The following is a 15,147-nucleotide window of genomic DNA, read 5'->3' as shown; positions in this document are numbered from 1 at the left end:
GGTCAGTCCCGCCGTCCTTTAAAGCACGGCGGAACTGACCCCTATTTTTTAAAGATACCCTTCAGCACAAATAATGCGTTTGCAGGCCTTTCTGCCAGCCGCCTCATAAAGTAGCCGTACCAGTCTGTGCCGTACGGGACATAGACCCTCATTTTATAGCCCTCTTCTGCAAGTTCAGCCTGGCGCTCGGGGCGGATCCCGTACAGCATCTGAAACTCAAATTGATTACTCGGAATTCTGTTTTCTTTTACAAATTGCTTTGTAAATTCAATGATGGCATCATCATGTGTGGCAACAGCCGTATAGTGACCGTTTTGCATATGCATTTTTATGAGCTTTTTGAAGTTTTCATCCGTATCTTTCTTTTTTGGAAAGGCGACTTGCGGCGATTCCCTGTAAGCTCCTTTTACTAATCGCAGGTTCGGATGATAAGCGCTCAGGTCCTCCAGGTCTTTCGCTGATCTGTATAAATAAGCCTGAATCACAGTACCCAGATCATATTCCTTCTTAAGCTCTTTGAATAATTCAAGTGTCTTCCCGCACCTTGCATAGTCTTCCATATCGATGGTGACAAAGACTCCATGCTGTTTGGCGGCTTCCATAATTCTTTTCATATTCCGATAAACAATTTCATCAGAAAGATCCAGGCCCATTGACGTTAACTTCAGTGACAGCTGGGAATGAAGCTGTTCTCCCGCAATTGTTTCAACAGCCTTTATGGACTGCTCAGCCATTTCATTTGCCTCAATTTCGTTATCAACAAACTCCCCAAGATAATCAATGGTCACATCCAGTTTTTTTTGATTGAGCTCTTTTATAACTTGTGCAGCCTGCCCGATCGTTTCTCCGGCAACAAAACGCGATGCGCCGAATCTCGGGCCGTAGCGCTTTGCGGCCTTCGTCAGCCATTTGTTTTTTGATAAAAACAGGAAAAAATGACGGAATAAAAACTCCAACCGGCATACCCCTTCCGATATAAATTCTTACATAGGTAAACCTGTATAAAATCAGAAGCCTGAGGAACGATAAGGAAGAAAATGTCCAAGGAGGTTTTTCCATGCAACAACAGCAGAACACAGGCCAGCAGCAAGGCATGATGCAGCAGCCGCCTGCCATGATCACAACAAAAGATCACCTTTACTTAACCGATATGCTTTCATGGAATTTGCTCGCCATGAAAAAAGCCCATTTTTTCGCTTCTCACTGCAGCGACCAGCAAATTAAAGCAGAGCTTGAAAAGACCGGAAAGATGCATGAAAAGCATTATACGGCCATTCTTAATCACTTAAATCCAAATCAGGAAGCAAGTTCAACACAGCTTCAATAGGAGGGTTGCAGCATGAACAACAGTCAAAATCAAAATAAAATCGGAAATCCTGAAACACAAGTTCCCAAAACCCCGCAGATGAACGACAGGGACTTTATTAACGAACTGCTTGCAACTGAAAAGTACATGACTGACTCTTATTCCACTGCTATGAATGAAATGAGCAACGATGCTCTTTATCAGGATATTCAGGGGATCTTTAATGAAACACAAAATTGTCAGCGCGAGCTTTACAACATGATGTATAAGTACGGATGGTACAAACTTGAAGCTGCCGACACAACTAAAGTCCAGCAGTCTCATCAGCAGTTTGCAGGCTATTTGCAGCAGCAGTCTCCGTATATTCAGTAAATACAAGAAAAAAGCAGCCGTCGGCTGCTTTTTTTATCTGCACTTCTCAATAAATGTTTTAAAAAGCTTATGCATGGCTTCATCTTCAGCTGCCATTTCTTCTGGATGCCACTGAACAGCTAATACATACCAGTCCTCATAAGTTCCCTCAAGTCCTTCTACAATTCCGTCCGGAGCGGTCGCAGTTGCAGACAGCGTATCTGCAAGTCTGCCTACAGCCTGGTGATGCATGCTGTTTACTCTTACAGAATCCGTTCCGAAAATCCTTGCAAGCTCACTTCCTTCTGATACTTCGACCATATGAGTAGGGTCTGGTCTGTCTGCTGTTTGATAATGTTTAATCGGGTCGTCATACTGGCTTTCAATATCCTGCATGACTGTCCCGCCAAGTGCAGCGTTCAGCATAGCGATCCCTCTGCAGATTCCAAGCACGGGTTTTTTGCTTTCCTCTGCATATTTCACGACAGAAAGCTCCATTTGATCCCGCGCTCCGTTTGTTTTCCTGAGCATCGGATCAGGGTCTTCCCCGTATGAGTGGGGATCAACGTCCTCTCCACCGCTTAATATAAAACCATCACACTTCGAAACAAGGGTTTTTGCAGCTTCGTCGTCCACTAAAGGGATAACGACAGGGATGCCGCCTCCCTGTATGACCGAACTGATGTATTTTTGGTGAACATGGACACTTGGAATGTCCCCATGGTCCACTACTGAACTTGTAATGCCGATAACCGGCTTAGACTGGTCCATCAAGTTTCACTCTCCTAATCTATGTTAGTGGTCTATACCCTCACATAGTAAGTTTGAACCTGATTTTAAACCTGTCTTTTTGCAGAAAGAGCTTCCCATTCTTCTCTTAAAATCCCAACTCTGACTGAATCGTAGTATTTACCCTCCACTACCCTGCATTTTCTCATCCTTCCCTCAACGGTCATTCCAAGCTTTTCTCCAACCTTCATCATTCTGGTATTGCCTGACCAGGTTGTGTATCCCGCTCTGACAATCGGCAGGGATTCAAACAAATGATCAATCCACATTCGAAAAGCTTCCGTACCGTATCCTCCGTTCCAATAAGCGGGATCATAGATGCCGATGCCCATTTCCAGCCACATGGACGGCTCATGTTCCCAGTAATAGCTGACGGTTCCAATTACTTTTTCATCCACGGTAATGGCCCAGTAGTCATCCAGTCCGACAATGCTTTCTTTTTGAGAGAGAAAATCGGCCAGAGTCAAACTTTTATGTTCAAAATAAGGGGCGTCCCATTTTTTCCATTCAGGGTGTTCGTCACTGTATTTTATTTCCCAAAGGTGAATAAGATCTCTGCTTTCAATAGGGCGAATAATTGTTTTTTGCTGCTTCATTTCGTTTATCCTCCGTTTTGGGATGTGATTTTCCATTAAAATTCTTTTACTCTTTTAAACTATACCTTATAATGACAGAAAACAGGGAAAATATGGAGGTTGTTAGGTTAATGAGAAGTATTGCTTCCGCTTTAATCATCTATTTTTCTTTAGTCGGCATTCTTTATGCATGCGGCTATGTATTCGACATTTCCTGGCTTCAGTGGCAAAAAACGGTGTACGATCAGGCTGGAGGAGTGAAAACGGTTACAGGTTCAGTTATTCCTTTTTTTCTTTGTGCACCAGTTCTTTATGTCTTTTCAAAAAAAGCATCGGGACAGCCTTAAAATAAAAAATCCCAGAGTTCTTTTAGTATCTCTGAGATTAGGTGCGTTTTTTATTCGTCTGGGACATGCGGTGCTGTTCATTCAGCTGTTTTATTTCAGCAATCAGTTCTTTCACCATTTCCTTCTCTTCCGGATACGTTTCGTTCCAATGCTTGACTAGGGGCGGCATTGATTTTGCAATGTGAGAATAGAGCACCCACATTTTCACTTTTTCCTTCAGTTCAGGAGTTGCTTCCCCGAGGAGTAGCTCTGTGTATTTTTCAAGTAATCCGTCAAGCGGAGCATTCAACTTGTTCTGCACAAAAATTCCTCCATTATGTAAGGCAATGTTTCGGGCATGTACTGCACCGGTCTCTTTTTTCAGATGTTAAATAATACAGACAGCAGGTTTGCCTGATCGTCGCTCCACCTGACTGCTTTTCTCTGAATAGCGGATGAAACGGATTTTTCAATCCTTCGCCGAACAAAGAGCCGTCCGCCTTCCTTACCACATACTCATAATCTTCCTGTATTTGTTCTATCGTAACACACTCAGGCTTGTTTGCAAGGAGGGTTTCATACATCCAGACAATATAAAGGCCGACGTTTTCCCACAGAATCATTTTAGAAATTCTTGCTTCTTTAGAAACCGTCAGGACAAGCCTGCTCAAATGGTTTTTGAAAAGACTGCGGAGAACTTCGTCCCTCCACTCATCCCTTTTCTCACCCGGCACGGAGCACTCAAGCTTCCGGAAATAAAAAGACGGCAGCCATAGCGGGTCTTCATCATCTGATTCCAGGCTCATATTTTCGGGATCTGTATTGAGACCCTTCTCAAAGACGGTCATTGAGTAAAGCGTAAGTGCTGCAAGAAAGGCATACCTTTTCACAAACAGGGACCCTGTCACATTTAGTCTGTCAGAATGGATTTTAGGCTTAACTGCCTCTAAATAAGAAAGCAGAGCTGCAGGTTCAAACAAACCGGCTGATTCAACAGACAGATCCGACCCGCTTCTGTCTGACCCAAGCCGAAACCTGGACAGGTCCTGAAGCTCCTCTTCACTTAGAAAAACGGTCATGAAATGGCAGCCTCTTTTATGATGCATCGTCCTCTGCCGTGTGGAATGCACAGCGGTGTTCCAAAAAGCGGATCCATCGTGACTTCGCAGTTCATCTGGAAAACATCTTTTACAAGATTGCAGTTAATCACATGCTCCGGACGGCCTTCTGCATAGATTTTCTTATCTTTGATCGCCACAATATGATGGGCGTAGCGGCAGGCAAGATTGAGATCATGAAGTACCATGACAATCGTTCTATTTTCTTTTTCATTCAGCTCAAACAGCAGATCAAGAATCTCAATCTGATGGGTCATATCAAGATAGGTCGTAGGCTCATCGAGCAGAATGATATCCGTGTCCTGAGCAAGAGTCATCGCAATCCAGGCGCGCTGACGCTGGCCGCCTGACAGAGAATCAACCGGACGTTCGGCAAATTCAAGCATTCCAGTAGATGCAAGTGCGTCCATCACCGCTTTTTCGTCCTTTTCAGTCCACTGTTTCAGCCAGTTCTGATAAGGATAGCGGCCCTGCTTCACAAGCTGCAGAACAGTCAGCCCTTCAGGAGCAGCCGGACCCTGCGGCAAAATGGCAAGCTTTTTGGCCACTTCTTTTGTCGGAAGCTTCGCAATAGCCTCTCCCTCCAGAAGAACAGCCCCTTTTTCAGGCTTCAGCAATCTCGCAATGGAACGCAGAAGAGTCGATTTCCCGCAGCCGTTGCTGCCTATAAAGACGGAAATTTCTCCTTTTGGAATCGTGAGGTCAAGTTCATTGATGATCGTTGTATCCCCGTATGATAATGTGAGCGACTTCGTTTGAATAGCTGTCATAGTAGCCTCAGCTCCCTTTCGCATAAGAATGGGTTTAATTGTTTCTGCTTCTGTAAAGCAGATAAATAAAGTACGGAGCTCCGATTGCTGCTGTAAAAACGCCCGCAGGAATTTCGAGCGGGGCGAACAGGGTTCTTCCGATGAGATCTGCTGCCATTACAAGAACAGCGCCTATTAGAGCTGATACAGGAAGCAGGGCTCCAAAGGAAGATCCGACAAGCCTTCTTGCAATATGCGGCGCGATCAGCCCCACAAACCCAATGCCTCCGGCAAATGCCACTGCGCTTCCTGTCAGGGCTGTTGCAATCAGCAGAAGAATGAACCTGTTTTTCTGCACTGAGCTGCCAACACCGGCTGCAAGCTCATCCCCAAGCTCCTGAATGTTGACGTTCCGGACAAAAATAAAGCTGATGATCACGAGCACTATGGTAACAGGCACCATCACTTTCACCTGTTCCCACGTTGCAGAGTACACCGTCCCGGTAATCCATATATTAGCCTGCGCTGCTCTGTAAATCGGACCTTTGATCAGCAGCAGGGTTGTAAGTGACTGAGCAAGCATAGAAAGACCAATTCCGACCAGAACCAGTCTGATCGATGATGAACCGCCCCTCCAGGATAAAAGATATACAAGCAAAGCAATAACCGTTGCGCCGATAAAGGCAGCAACCGGCATCCACTGAATTGGAACGGTCAGCGAATTGTTTTTATCACTGAAAAGCACCAGGAAAAGGACAATCGCGACAGATGCTCCGCCTGTAATCCCGATAATATCAGGGGATGCGAGCGGGTTGCGGATAATGCCCTGCAGAATTCCCCCTGCTATGGCGAGAGATATGCCGACCATCAGCGCAATTAGAATTCGCGGCAGCCTGAACGAATTTATGACGAGCTCATCCATTTCCGTTCCGTATCCGGCAAGCGTCTTTAACACCTGCAGCGGATTAATCCGCATATCTCCCATTCCCGTACTGAACAAAAACGTAAAAGACGTCACGGCAAGAAGGATTAAAAAGACAGCTAGTGCCTTTTTATCAATAAGAAACGAGATAACTCCTTTGCCGATTCTGAAAGATTGATAGCTTTTCATTGTTTTTGGAACCCCCTGCGTGCGATGTAGATGAAAAACGGCGTTCCGACAAGAGCCGTCATCACTCCGACCGGAACCTCTTCAGGCATCGCTGCAAATCTGGCTCCTATATCCGCTATCAGCAGCAGGACTGCACCAAGTACAGCGCAATACGGCAAGATCCAGCGGTGATCATTTCCAACCAGGTAACGCGCTATATGAGGAATCACGATTCCGACAAACCCTACAGGTCCTGCAATGGCAACCGCACCGCCTGCAAGCAGAATAATAACGGCAGCTGTCACCAGTTTAACCGTTCCTGTCTTCTGTCCGAGACCTTTCGCCACATCTTCCCCCATCATCAGAAGGTTGATTTTAGACGCAAGAAACACGCAGATGAAAAAAGCGGCGGCTGTATAAGGCAGCACACTGTAGAGCAGCTCGAGCTTCCTTCCCTGAACAGACCCTGCAAGCCAGAACAGCACCTGATCAAGGGCAGCCTCATTGCTGACAAGAAATCCCTGAGTTAAAGAAGAAAACAAGGCGGCCATTGCAGCACCCGCAAGTGTGAGCTTCATCGGAGTAAGACCTTCACGCCCGAAGGAGCCTGCAAAGTAGACTGTAAACGCTGCAACTGCAGCTCCGGCAAACGAAATCCATGTGAAAGCCTGGAGAGACGTCACGCCGAATACGGACACAGCAATGACTACAAAAAAACCGGCTCCTGCATTGATCCCGAAAACCCCGGGAGATGCGAGCGGATTTTTCGTAAGGGCCTGCATCAGTGCCCCTGCAACAGCAAGACTTGCCCCTACAACCGCAGCAACCAAGGCTCTCGGAAGGCGCACATTTTGAATGATAATATGTTCATTTGATCCGTCAAAGCCTGTAAATGCAGCAATTGCGGTCTGCCAGGAGGTTTGGGTATATCCGAGCACAACACTTGCACAGGCACTTGCAATAAGAAGGATGACTCCAAGAACAAGTCCTCCGGATTTCATTAAATTAGATTGTAATAACATATTTATACCTCTTGATGTTAAACCATCCCAGGATTATTTTTTTCTACCGTTATTGTAACAAAATCAAGTGATTTTGAAAATCATTTTCAATTAAATGTTGACAACGGAAATCAGAAAAATTAATATTTAACTTGTAAATGAAAATCATTATCAAATACAATACGGGGGTAAGAGAACATATGCAAGCTACATATCAAAAAGCATGGCTGGCACTGATTGCAATCGTTTTATCTGCAGTAATGCTAGCAGCATGCGGCAATGGCGAAAAAGAAGAATCAGCCGATACAGGCAGCAAAGATAAAGAAGGCGAATCTTATACAGTTGAACACGCAATGGGCACGACAGAAGTAAAGGGCAAGCCTGAAAAAGTGGTCATCCTTACAAACGAAGGAACAGAAGCACTGCTTGCACTTGGAGTAACACCAGTGGGAGCCGTTAAATCATGGATTGGCGACCCTTGGTATGAGCATATTGCCGGAGACATGAAAGACGTTGAAGTTGTTGGAGACGAAAGTGCTCTTAATGTAGAAGCAATCGCAGCGCTTAAGCCTGATCTCATCATCGGAAACAAGCTGCGCCAGGAAGATCAGTATGAAAAACTAAGCAAAATTGCACCGACTGTTTTTTCAGAAACGCTGAAAGGACAATGGCAGGAAAACTTCAAATTCTACGCAAAAGCACTTGACCGCGAAGAAGAAGGCAAAAAAGTCCTTGCAGACTACGATGCACGCATTGCTGAACTAAAAGAAAAAGGCGGAGAAAAGCTGAATCAGGACGTATCAGTTGTCCGTTTCATGGCTGGCGCTACCCGCATCTACAACAAAGACTCATTCTCGGGAGTCATTCTTGAGCAGCTTGGATTTACAAAGCCTGCAAACCTTGAAAAAGTATTCTCTGATAACCCTAAGGACCTTTTCGCACGTGAAGTAACAAAAGAATTGATTCCTGAAATGGACGGAGACCTTCTCTTCTACTTCACATATGACCCAGCTGAATCAAAAGCTGATGCAGACAAACAGGTGGAAGAATGGACAAATGACCCGCTTTGGAAAAACCTGAATGCTGTGAAAGAAGGCAAATCTTACCAGGTGAGCGATGCAATCTGGAACACATCAGGCGGAGTAAAATCAGCGAATCTTGTTCTTGATGATATTGAAAAGCTGGTTCTTGAAAACTAATTTTTGTCTCCCACTTATCTTTATATAGACCCTTTTAACGAAAAACGTCCTCCTGATGGGGGACGTTTTTTCGTTTCTTCTATATTTATCATTGCGGATCAGCTTCGGCTGTCCTTCTCTGTCTGTGTGTGCAGCGCGCCTGTCAAATTCCCCGTAGCACCGTTTATAAAAAGATGAAAGGCGGGTAACTGTATATTCATACAGTTTCTGATCCATATACTTTTTTAAGTTAAACAGCAGGTTTGCTTCCAATGGTTGTGCATCCCGTTTCAGGAAATGCGTTCACTTCTTATTTTACTGAAAATTCAAATCTTTTACATGTGATTATTCGTATTCTTTTAACAATCTTTGGAAAGCTATAGGTAGAAATTTGGGTGAGGAGGGACTTTAGACAAATGCTGCAGGCCGCATTGTGGGGAGCTTTTGCCGGTTCCTCTATTCTGCTGGGCGCATTGCTTGGCATCTATAAAGAAATACCCCGCAGAATCCTAGGGTGGATTATGTCGTTTGGTACAGGTGTTTTAATAGGAGCAGCTTCTTTTGAACTATTAAGGGAATCTGTAGATGACGGCGGACTGATGACCGCATCAGCAGGATTTATCATTGGTTCGCTCACCTTCACGATCAGCGAACTGCTGATTACGAAAAAAGGCGGCAGTGACCGCAAGCGATCAAACAAAAACCCCGAAAATCATTCTGGAGTCTCGATTTTTATCGGCACTGTCATTGATGCCATACCTGAGTCCGTCATCATCGGAGTCAGCCTGCTTCAGGAAAATGCCGTCAGTTTCCTGATGGTCACAGCTGTTTTTATCAGCAATTTTCCAGAAGGACTGTCAAGCTCAGTCGGACTGCGCAAGGACGGGTACTCAAAAAAGAAAATCCTTACCATGTGGCTCATCGTGCTTATGCTGTCCTCTTTAAGTTCATTTCTTGGATATACGCTCCTGCAGCAGGCAGGCCCTGATGTGATTGCGGGAATAGGCGCCTTTGCCGCAGGCGGAATCATTGCTATGGTTGCTTCGACCATGATGCCTGAAGCCTTTGAGGAGGGAGGGCCTGTAGTAGGTTTTATCGCTTCCGTTGGTGTGCTTGCTTCCCTTATCTTATCGAATTTGTAAAGGCCCCGCTTATAGCGGAGCCCTTTTTTCATCCTGTTAAAATGTCTTCATTTGGATATTTGATTTTTTCCTTTTGAGGTTTTGCTATAGAGAATAAAAGCGTAAGCGGTCCTACTTTTCCTAAGAACATGATAAAGATGATGACTTGCTTTCCAAGGTCAGTCAGCTTTGGCGTAACGGACATGGACAGACCGACAGTACCAAAGGCAGATACCACTTCAAAAACGATTTCCATAAATGTAAGGTCTTCTGATACCGTCAGGATAAAGACAGCTGTAATGACAAATAGAAGACTTGCGACTGTAATAGCAAGGGCTTTTACAATGTATTTTGGATGAAGCGAACGTTTGGCAATATTGAGTGTTTCTCTCCCCCTTAAAAAAGAAAAGGTGGCAAAGAGAATAATAATTGCGGTTGTAAGCTTAATTCCGCCTCCGGTTGACGCACTTCCTGCTCCCACGAACATGAGAATGATCATAAGGAATAAAGTCGAATCTTCAAGACTTGCCATATCAAGGGTATTAAAACCGGCGGTTCTTGGAGATACAGCCTGAAAATACGAGGCAAGGAGCTTGCTTCCTGACGACAGATTTCCGAGAGTTTCAGGGTTTGAATACTCAATAAAGAAGATAATGAACATAGCTGCTGTATTAATAATGAGGGTTCCAACCAGCATCAGCTTCGTATGAAGCGAAAACTTTTTAAAGCTTCTTTTCCGCCATATATCGATGAGCACGGTAAATCCGATCCCTCCGATAATAAAGAGAGATGAAAGCACAAAATTGATCAGCGGGTCTCCCACATATCTCATCAGATTATCCGGCCATAAGGCAAATCCTGCGTTATTAAAAGCTGAAATGGAATGAAAGAAACTGTAAAACAAACCTTTTTCCCATCCAAACTCAGGAACCCACCTGAATGAAAGGAAAATCATTGCAATAAACTCGATGATTAAAGAGAATAAAAATAAGTACTTTACTAAATTAATGACACCGCCTATAGAGGTCTGGTTCAGAGCCGTTTGCATCATTAAACGTTCTTTAATGCCGATTTTACGTCCTAAAACCATGTAAATAAGAACACCAAAAGACATAATACCGAGCCCGCCAAGCTGTATGAGCATGGCGATAATAAACTGGCCCGTATATGTGAATGTCGAACCTGGATCAACAGGCGAAAGCCCCGTTACTGTCATAGCCGAAGTTGCAACAAAAAAAGCGTCGATCCATCTGATTGGCTCATGTGTGGATATTGGAAGCATGAGCAAAGCAGATCCAAGGGAAATTCCCGCTGCAAAAACAATCACTAGAAGCTGGGACGGATTAAAACGAATCATTTTTTGCAGTTTCTGAGAACTGATCACCTACATCCCCTCCTCCTCAAATCTTGATATGTCCTTATTACGTCCAATTACCAGCAGAATATCACCGGTTTTAATGGATTCTTCCGCCGGCGGGGAAACAATGATTTCTTCCTCCCGCTGAATTCCTACAATGTTGCAGCCGTATCTCGATCTAATATCAAGATCAATCAGTGTTTTTCTGTGGATTTTGGATGTAGCGACTAGCTCAGCCATACTATAATCTTTTGATAGTTCAATGTAATCAACCATTTTCTCTGAGAAGATATAGTGCGCGATGCGTTTTGCCATATCACGCTCGGGATGGATGACTTTGTCTACTCCTATTTTGTCTAAAACTTTGTGATGATAGTCATTTTGTGCCTTTGCCCAGACCTGGGGAATCTTCATCTCTTTTAAAATCAGTGAGGTCAGGATGCTCCCCTCAATATCATCGCCGAAAGAAACAAAGGCATGATCCACATTCCGGACCCCAAGCTGCTTCAATGTTGTTTCATCAATCGCATTTGCCTGCACAGCCAGCGTGGCATATTGAGAATAGTACTGCACCTTTTCATCATCTTTATCAACTGCCAGCACTTCAATTCCCATTTCATGAAATTCCTTTACAAGGCTTCCTCCGAAACGTCCGAGCCCAAAAACCGCAAACTGCTTTCCCACCTGATTTTTCCTTCTTTCAATCCATTATTTTTGCACACAAAAAAGACACAGAGGTCCCATGAACCACTGCGCCTGTTTTTTTAGACAGCAATATGTTTCATTTATCCTCTCTCAAGAACGCTTGCGAAGTTAGCTGTCGGATTCGGGCAATGAGAGTAGCCCTACCTGTAAAGGATTCACCCCGAGCTGCAATCTGCAGCAAATTTGGGTCCCCCGCTCCTAATGGATTCAGCGATTTAAGAACATATGAATGTGAGTTATGAGAGTATCTTACTCCTGTTGGAATGGACAGTAAAGAGGCATATTTGGGCAAAAAGCTTTGATTTCAGGTGTAAATCGCTTATTTAAGCGCTTACATATATGTTTTGCTGAGTCTGGCTGTAAATTTCAGGTTTTTTCTCAAGGCATACCTGCGTACTTCGATATAGATTGCTGAAGCGGCAAGTGTGATGTGATCATTACGTCCAACTATCGTATTTTTTCTTCCGGCTTCTGTGTCTTACCTACCGACTTTTGTACTTTTACAACCAACTTCATTCATTTTACATCCAACTCTGTCTACGCAGCCGGATTACCGGGCGTAACTCCGCCTACCGCTGAAAAAAGAGGTCATCTCAGGGGGATCCGGTCTCGCTAACAATCCAAAGTCAGTGTCTAATAGTCCAAACTGCCGTGCTAACAAGCGAAATACCAGGTATAACGATCCAAAACAGGTGTCTAACAGTCCGGGTCCATTTTGGGGTGAAAAACACTGTATCAAAAAAACCAGGCCGCCGCGGCAGACCTGGTTCACACTCTTTATAATTTTGCACGCTGCAGCCTTAAGGCATTCAGTACGACTGATACGGAACTGAAGGCCATGGCTGCTCCTGCAAGCCACGGTGCAAGCAGACCGGCCGCTGCAACTGGAATGCCGAGCGTATTATATCCAAAAGCCCAGAAGAGGTTCTGCTTGATGTTGCGGATGGTCAGCTTGCTCATGTAGATGGCATCTGCAATGCTGTTCAAGTCGCCTCTCATCAGCGTAATATCCGCAGCTTCCATGGCGATGTCCGTTCCTGTGCCAATTGCCATGCCTGTGTCTGCAGCGGCGAGAGCTGGAGCATCATTAATGCCGTCTCCTACCATCGCCACTTTTTTCCCTGCCTTCTGAAGGTTTATCACTTCTTCTGCTTTTCCTTCAGGAAGCACTTCAGCAATAACATGATCAATGCCCGCAGCTTTAGCGATTGCCTGTGCTGTCCGTTCGTTGTCACCCGTCATCATGATGACGTTAAGTCCCATCTGCTTTAACCGTTCAACCGCTGCTTTAGATGTTTTTTTGATCGTATCAGCTACTGCAATCAACCCTGCTAGTTCCCCGTCAATTGCCGCAAGCATAGCCGTTTTTCCATCTGCTTCAAGGCGTTCCTTTTCAAAAAGAGCTGGTTGTGCGTCGATCCCGTATTTCTCCATCAGGCGGATTGTTCCGACCAGCACTTGATGGCCGCCCGCCTCAGCTTTAATACCAAAGCCAGGTACAGATTCAAACTGGCTAGCTTCTGCGAGCTCGACGCCTTTCTCTCTGGCTCCGGCGACAATGGCCTGAGCCAGAGGATGTTCAGACTGATTTTCTGCTGCAGCAATCAGCTTCAGAACCGTTTCTTCATCGCGCTCCCCATACAGAATCACATCAGTTAATTCCGGTTCACCTTTTGTCACAGTACCGGTTTTATCTAAAACAATCGTATCGACAAGGTGTGCCGTCTCCAGGTGTTCTCCGCCTTTGAAAAGAATACCCGCTTCTGCAGCTCGCCCGGAACCTGCCATGATGGAGGTTGGGGTAGCGAGGCCCAGTGCACATGGACATGCAATGACCAGCACGGCAATCATTTTTTCAAGTGCTCCGGCAAAGTTCCCCTGATCAACCCATAAGATCCAGATAAGGAACGTCAGAACGGCAATTCCGACTACGATTGGAACGAAGATGCCTGATATTTGATCAGCGAGACGCTGAATCGGCGCTTTAGACGTTTGTGCCTGCTCGACTACTTTTATGATTTGTGCAAGCGCTGAGTCCTTGCCGACTTTCGTTGCCTTTACCTTTACGAAACCATTTTTATTAATCGTTGCTCCATAGACTTGATCCCCCGGTGACTTATCGGCAGGAATGCTTTCACCTGTCAGCATGGATTCATCAAATGCTGAATTCCCCTCTACGATTTCACCATCGACAGGCACTTTTTCTCCCGGTTTAATTAAAACGGTATCACCTGCTGCGACTTCTTCAAGCGGCACCTCAAGTTCGGTACCGTTCCTGATCACTCTTGCTGTTTTTGCCTGAAGTCCCATCAGTTTTTTAATCGCTTCTGACGATCTTCCTTTTGCTTTAACCTCAAACAGCTTTCCGAGCAGAATTAAGGTAATCAGCACAGCACTTGTTTCAAAATAGAGTTCCGGCATATGACCGGCGTGCCCGATGGATTCTATTGTTAAATAGAGACTGTAGAAATAGGCAGCCGATGTTCCAAGTGCTACAAGAACGTCCATGTTGGCACTCTTATTTTTAAGTGCTTTGTATGCGCCAATATAAAACTGGCCTCCAATTATGAACTGTACCGGAGTTGCGAGAATCAGCTGAAACCACGGATTCATAAACAGTTCCGGCACATACATCCATGAGGTAAAGGAGAAATGACCGACCATTGACCAGAGCAGGGGAATTGAAAGGATAGCCGATAATATAAATTTTCTCTGCTGCTTCACAATCTCTTTTTGCTTGCGGTCCACTGTATCTACATTGTCTTTCTCTGCTTTGACATTCGCGCCATACCCAAGCTTTTCAACCCGTCTAATCATATCCTGAGGGGTAATAACGGAAGGGCTGTATTCAACTGAACCTGTTTCAAGCGCTAAGTTAACCGTTGCTTTTGACACGCCTTCGAGCTTGTTCAGTCCTTTTTCGATTCTTGCCGAACAAGCGGCACATGTCATTCCGGTAATAGTAAATTCAGCTTTTTCAAGACTGACTCCGTATCCCAGATCCTCTACCTTTTGTTGAATGGCTGCGCTGTTCGTTTTTCCCTGATCAAACGTGACGGAAGCTTTTTCGAGAGCGAGGTTCACTGTTGCCTGCTCAACTCCCTCAAGCTTATTCAGCCCTTTTTCAATTCTGTTTGAACAGGCTGCACACGTCATTCCCGTAATTTGAAAATTGGTTTCTTTGAGATTGCTCATATTGAGTCCCTCCATATACCACATAGGGGTATATATTTTTGGAAAAGAAAACGTGCCGGTTTAGCACGGTTTCTTTTGTTAAAAGCGATTCTACATTTCGTATTGTCCAGCTGCGCCTCCCAGGTCCTCAGTCGGAACAAAATCCCCCAAAAAGTCAAACCCGGACTTTTCGTGTGATTTCTTATCCGCCGATCGGAGCTAAACGAGCGATTCCGCTTTTCGTGTTGTCCAGCTCCATCGCCTAGCTCCTCGGCCAGAACGGCTCCGCCAAAAAAAGCAAACCCGG

General features: G+C 45.0%; 16 protein-coding genes and 1 riboswitch. Of the genes, 5 read left to right on the top strand and 11 right to left on the bottom strand.

What is annotated here, in order from left to right; genetic code table 11:
* Positions 1-41 precede the first annotated feature (41 nt).
* Positions 42-956 carry a proline dehydrogenase family protein gene (locus tag MHB63_12075; protein ID MEK3807271.1) on the bottom strand — a complete coding sequence of 305 codons (915 nt, stop codon included), beginning with the start codon at positions 954-956 and terminating at the stop codon, positions 42-44.
* Between the two features lie 101 nt (positions 957-1,057).
* Here MHB63_12075 and MHB63_12070 point away from each other — a divergent pair, with 101 nt between their 5' ends.
* On the top strand, positions 1,058-1,327 hold the full coding sequence (locus MHB63_12070) for a hypothetical protein (GenBank protein ID MEK3807270.1): 270 nt from the start codon (positions 1,058-1,060) through the stop codon (positions 1,325-1,327).
* Between the two features lie 12 nt (positions 1,328-1,339).
* Complete coding sequence (locus MHB63_12065) at positions 1,340-1,678, top strand: spore coat protein (protein MEK3807269.1); 339 nt, start codon at positions 1,340-1,342, stop codon at positions 1,676-1,678.
* Between the two features lie 33 nt (positions 1,679-1,711).
* Here the strand turns inward: MHB63_12065 and MHB63_12060 are convergent, their stop codons facing one another.
* On the bottom strand, positions 1,712-2,428 hold the full coding sequence (locus MHB63_12060) for a gamma-glutamyl-gamma-aminobutyrate hydrolase family protein (protein ID MEK3807268.1): 717 nt from the start codon (positions 2,426-2,428) through the stop codon (positions 1,712-1,714).
* 65 nt (positions 2,429-2,493) lie between these two features.
* Entirely contained in the window at positions 2,494-3,042 is a 549-nt protein-coding gene (locus MHB63_12055; protein ID MEK3807267.1) for a GNAT family protein, read from the bottom strand.
* A gap of 110 nt (positions 3,043-3,152) precedes the next feature.
* Between MHB63_12055 and MHB63_12050 the strand changes: the two genes are divergently transcribed.
* On the top strand, positions 3,153-3,368 hold the full coding sequence (locus MHB63_12050) for a hypothetical protein (GenBank protein MEK3807266.1): 216 nt from the start codon (positions 3,153-3,155) through the stop codon (positions 3,366-3,368).
* A 37-nt stretch (positions 3,369-3,405) separates the two neighbouring features.
* Here MHB63_12050 and MHB63_12045 read toward each other — a convergent pair whose 3' ends face one another.
* The 5 genes from MHB63_12045 to MHB63_12025 are packed head-to-tail and all read right to left on the bottom strand — an operon-like array spanning position 3,406 to position 7,326.
* The gene (locus MHB63_12045; protein ID MEK3807265.1) at positions 3,406-3,669 is read right to left on the bottom strand and encodes a YusU family protein; all 264 of its coding nucleotides are present in this window, start codon (positions 3,667-3,669) and stop codon (positions 3,406-3,408) included.
* Positions 3,670-3,682: 13 nt separating this feature from the next.
* On the bottom strand, positions 3,683-4,426 hold the full coding sequence (locus MHB63_12040; protein MEK3807264.1) for an IucA/IucC family C-terminal-domain containing protein: 744 nt from the start codon (positions 4,424-4,426) through the stop codon (positions 3,683-3,685).
* Positions 4,423-5,235 carry an ABC transporter ATP-binding protein gene (locus MHB63_12035; GenBank protein ID MEK3807263.1) on the bottom strand — a complete coding sequence of 271 codons (813 nt, stop codon included), beginning with the start codon at positions 5,233-5,235 and terminating at the stop codon, positions 4,423-4,425. Before MHB63_12035 ends, MHB63_12040 begins: the two co-directional genes overlap by 4 nt.
* Before the next feature lie 34 nt (positions 5,236-5,269).
* Positions 5,270-6,325, bottom strand: coding sequence for an iron ABC transporter permease (locus MHB63_12030; protein MEK3807262.1), 1,056 nt, complete (start codon positions 6,323-6,325; stop codon positions 5,270-5,272).
* Positions 6,322-7,326: an iron ABC transporter permease gene (locus MHB63_12025; GenBank protein ID MEK3807261.1), complete on the bottom strand. Its 1,005-nt coding sequence runs from the start codon at positions 7,324-7,326 to the stop codon at positions 6,322-6,324. Before MHB63_12025 ends, MHB63_12030 begins: the two co-directional genes overlap by 4 nt.
* A 179-nt stretch (positions 7,327-7,505) precedes the next feature.
* Here MHB63_12025 and MHB63_12020 point away from each other — a divergent pair, with 179 nt between their 5' ends.
* Together MHB63_12020 and MHB63_12015 are read left to right on the top strand one after the other, a co-directional pair.
* The gene (locus tag MHB63_12020; GenBank protein ID MEK3807260.1) at positions 7,506-8,504 is read left to right on the top strand and encodes an iron-siderophore ABC transporter substrate-binding protein; all 999 of its coding nucleotides are present in this window, start codon (positions 7,506-7,508) and stop codon (positions 8,502-8,504) included.
* Positions 8,505-8,899: 395 nt separating this feature from the next.
* Positions 8,900-9,625, top strand: coding sequence for a ZIP family metal transporter (locus MHB63_12015; protein MEK3807259.1), 726 nt, complete (start codon positions 8,900-8,902; stop codon positions 9,623-9,625).
* 28 nt (positions 9,626-9,653) lie between these two features.
* Here the strand turns inward: MHB63_12015 and MHB63_12010 are convergent, their stop codons facing one another.
* From MHB63_12010 to MHB63_12000, 3 genes are all read right to left on the bottom strand, one after another.
* Positions 9,654-10,961: a TrkH family potassium uptake protein gene (locus MHB63_12010; protein ID MEK3807258.1), complete on the bottom strand. Its 1,308-nt coding sequence runs from the start codon at positions 10,959-10,961 to the stop codon at positions 9,654-9,656.
* Between the two features lie 27 nt (positions 10,962-10,988).
* Complete coding sequence (locus tag MHB63_12005) at positions 10,989-11,645, bottom strand: TrkA family potassium uptake protein (protein MEK3807257.1); 657 nt, start codon at positions 11,643-11,645, stop codon at positions 10,989-10,991.
* A 103-nt stretch (positions 11,646-11,748) separates the two neighbouring features.
* Positions 11,749-11,889: riboswitch (cyclic di-AMP (ydaO/yuaA leader) on the bottom strand.
* 554 nt (positions 11,890-12,443) lie between these two features.
* On the bottom strand, positions 12,444-14,861 hold the full coding sequence (locus MHB63_12000; protein MEK3807256.1) for a heavy metal translocating P-type ATPase: 2,418 nt from the start codon (positions 14,859-14,861) through the stop codon (positions 12,444-12,446).
* Positions 14,862-15,147: the final 286 nt, after the last annotated feature.

This window comes from Bacillus sp. FSL H8-0547 (assembly GCA_038002745.1).
Lineage (GTDB): Bacteria > Bacillota > Bacilli > Bacillales > Bacillaceae > Bacillus_P.
Note: the sequence above shows the minus strand (reverse complement) of the source record. Positions and strands in the feature narration are given on the sequence as shown.

What these genes read in the sequence shown, in the direction of transcription:
- MHB63_12070 (MEK3807270.1), top strand. Translation starts at nt 1,058, where the DNA reads ATGCAACAACAGCAGAACACAGGCCAGCAGCAAGGCATGATGCAGCAG.
- MHB63_12065 (MEK3807269.1), top strand. Translation starts at nt 1,340, where the DNA reads ATGAACAACAGTCAAAATCAAAATAAAATCGGAAATCCTGAAACACAA.
- MHB63_12060 (MEK3807268.1), bottom strand. Translation starts at nt 2,428, where the DNA reads ATGGACCAGTCTAAGCCGGTTATCGGCATTACAAGTTCAGTAGTGGAC.
- MHB63_12055 (MEK3807267.1), bottom strand. Translation starts at nt 3,042, where the DNA reads ATGAAGCAGCAAAAAACAATTATTCGCCCTATTGAAAGCAGAGATCTT.
- MHB63_12050 (MEK3807266.1), top strand. Translation starts at nt 3,153, where the DNA reads ATGAGAAGTATTGCTTCCGCTTTAATCATCTATTTTTCTTTAGTCGGC.
- MHB63_12040 (MEK3807264.1), bottom strand. Translation starts at nt 4,426, where the DNA reads ATGACCGTTTTTCTAAGTGAAGAGGAGCTTCAGGACCTGTCCAGGTTT.
- MHB63_12035 (MEK3807263.1), bottom strand. Translation starts at nt 5,235, where the DNA reads ATGACAGCTATTCAAACGAAGTCGCTCACATTATCATACGGGGATACA.
- MHB63_12030 (MEK3807262.1), bottom strand. Translation starts at nt 6,325, where the DNA reads ATGAAAAGCTATCAATCTTTCAGAATCGGCAAAGGAGTTATCTCGTTT.
- MHB63_12025 (MEK3807261.1), bottom strand. Translation starts at nt 7,326, where the DNA reads ATGTTATTACAATCTAATTTAATGAAATCCGGAGGACTTGTTCTTGGA.
- MHB63_12020 (MEK3807260.1), top strand. Translation starts at nt 7,506, where the DNA reads ATGCAAGCTACATATCAAAAAGCATGGCTGGCACTGATTGCAATCGTT.
- MHB63_12015 (MEK3807259.1), top strand. Translation starts at nt 8,900, where the DNA reads ATGCTGCAGGCCGCATTGTGGGGAGCTTTTGCCGGTTCCTCTATTCTG.
- MHB63_12010 (MEK3807258.1), bottom strand. Translation starts at nt 10,961, where the DNA reads ATGATTCGTTTTAATCCGTCCCAGCTTCTAGTGATTGTTTTTGCAGCG.
- MHB63_12000 (MEK3807256.1), bottom strand. Translation starts at nt 14,861, where the DNA reads ATGAGCAATCTCAAAGAAACCAATTTTCAAATTACGGGAATGACGTGT.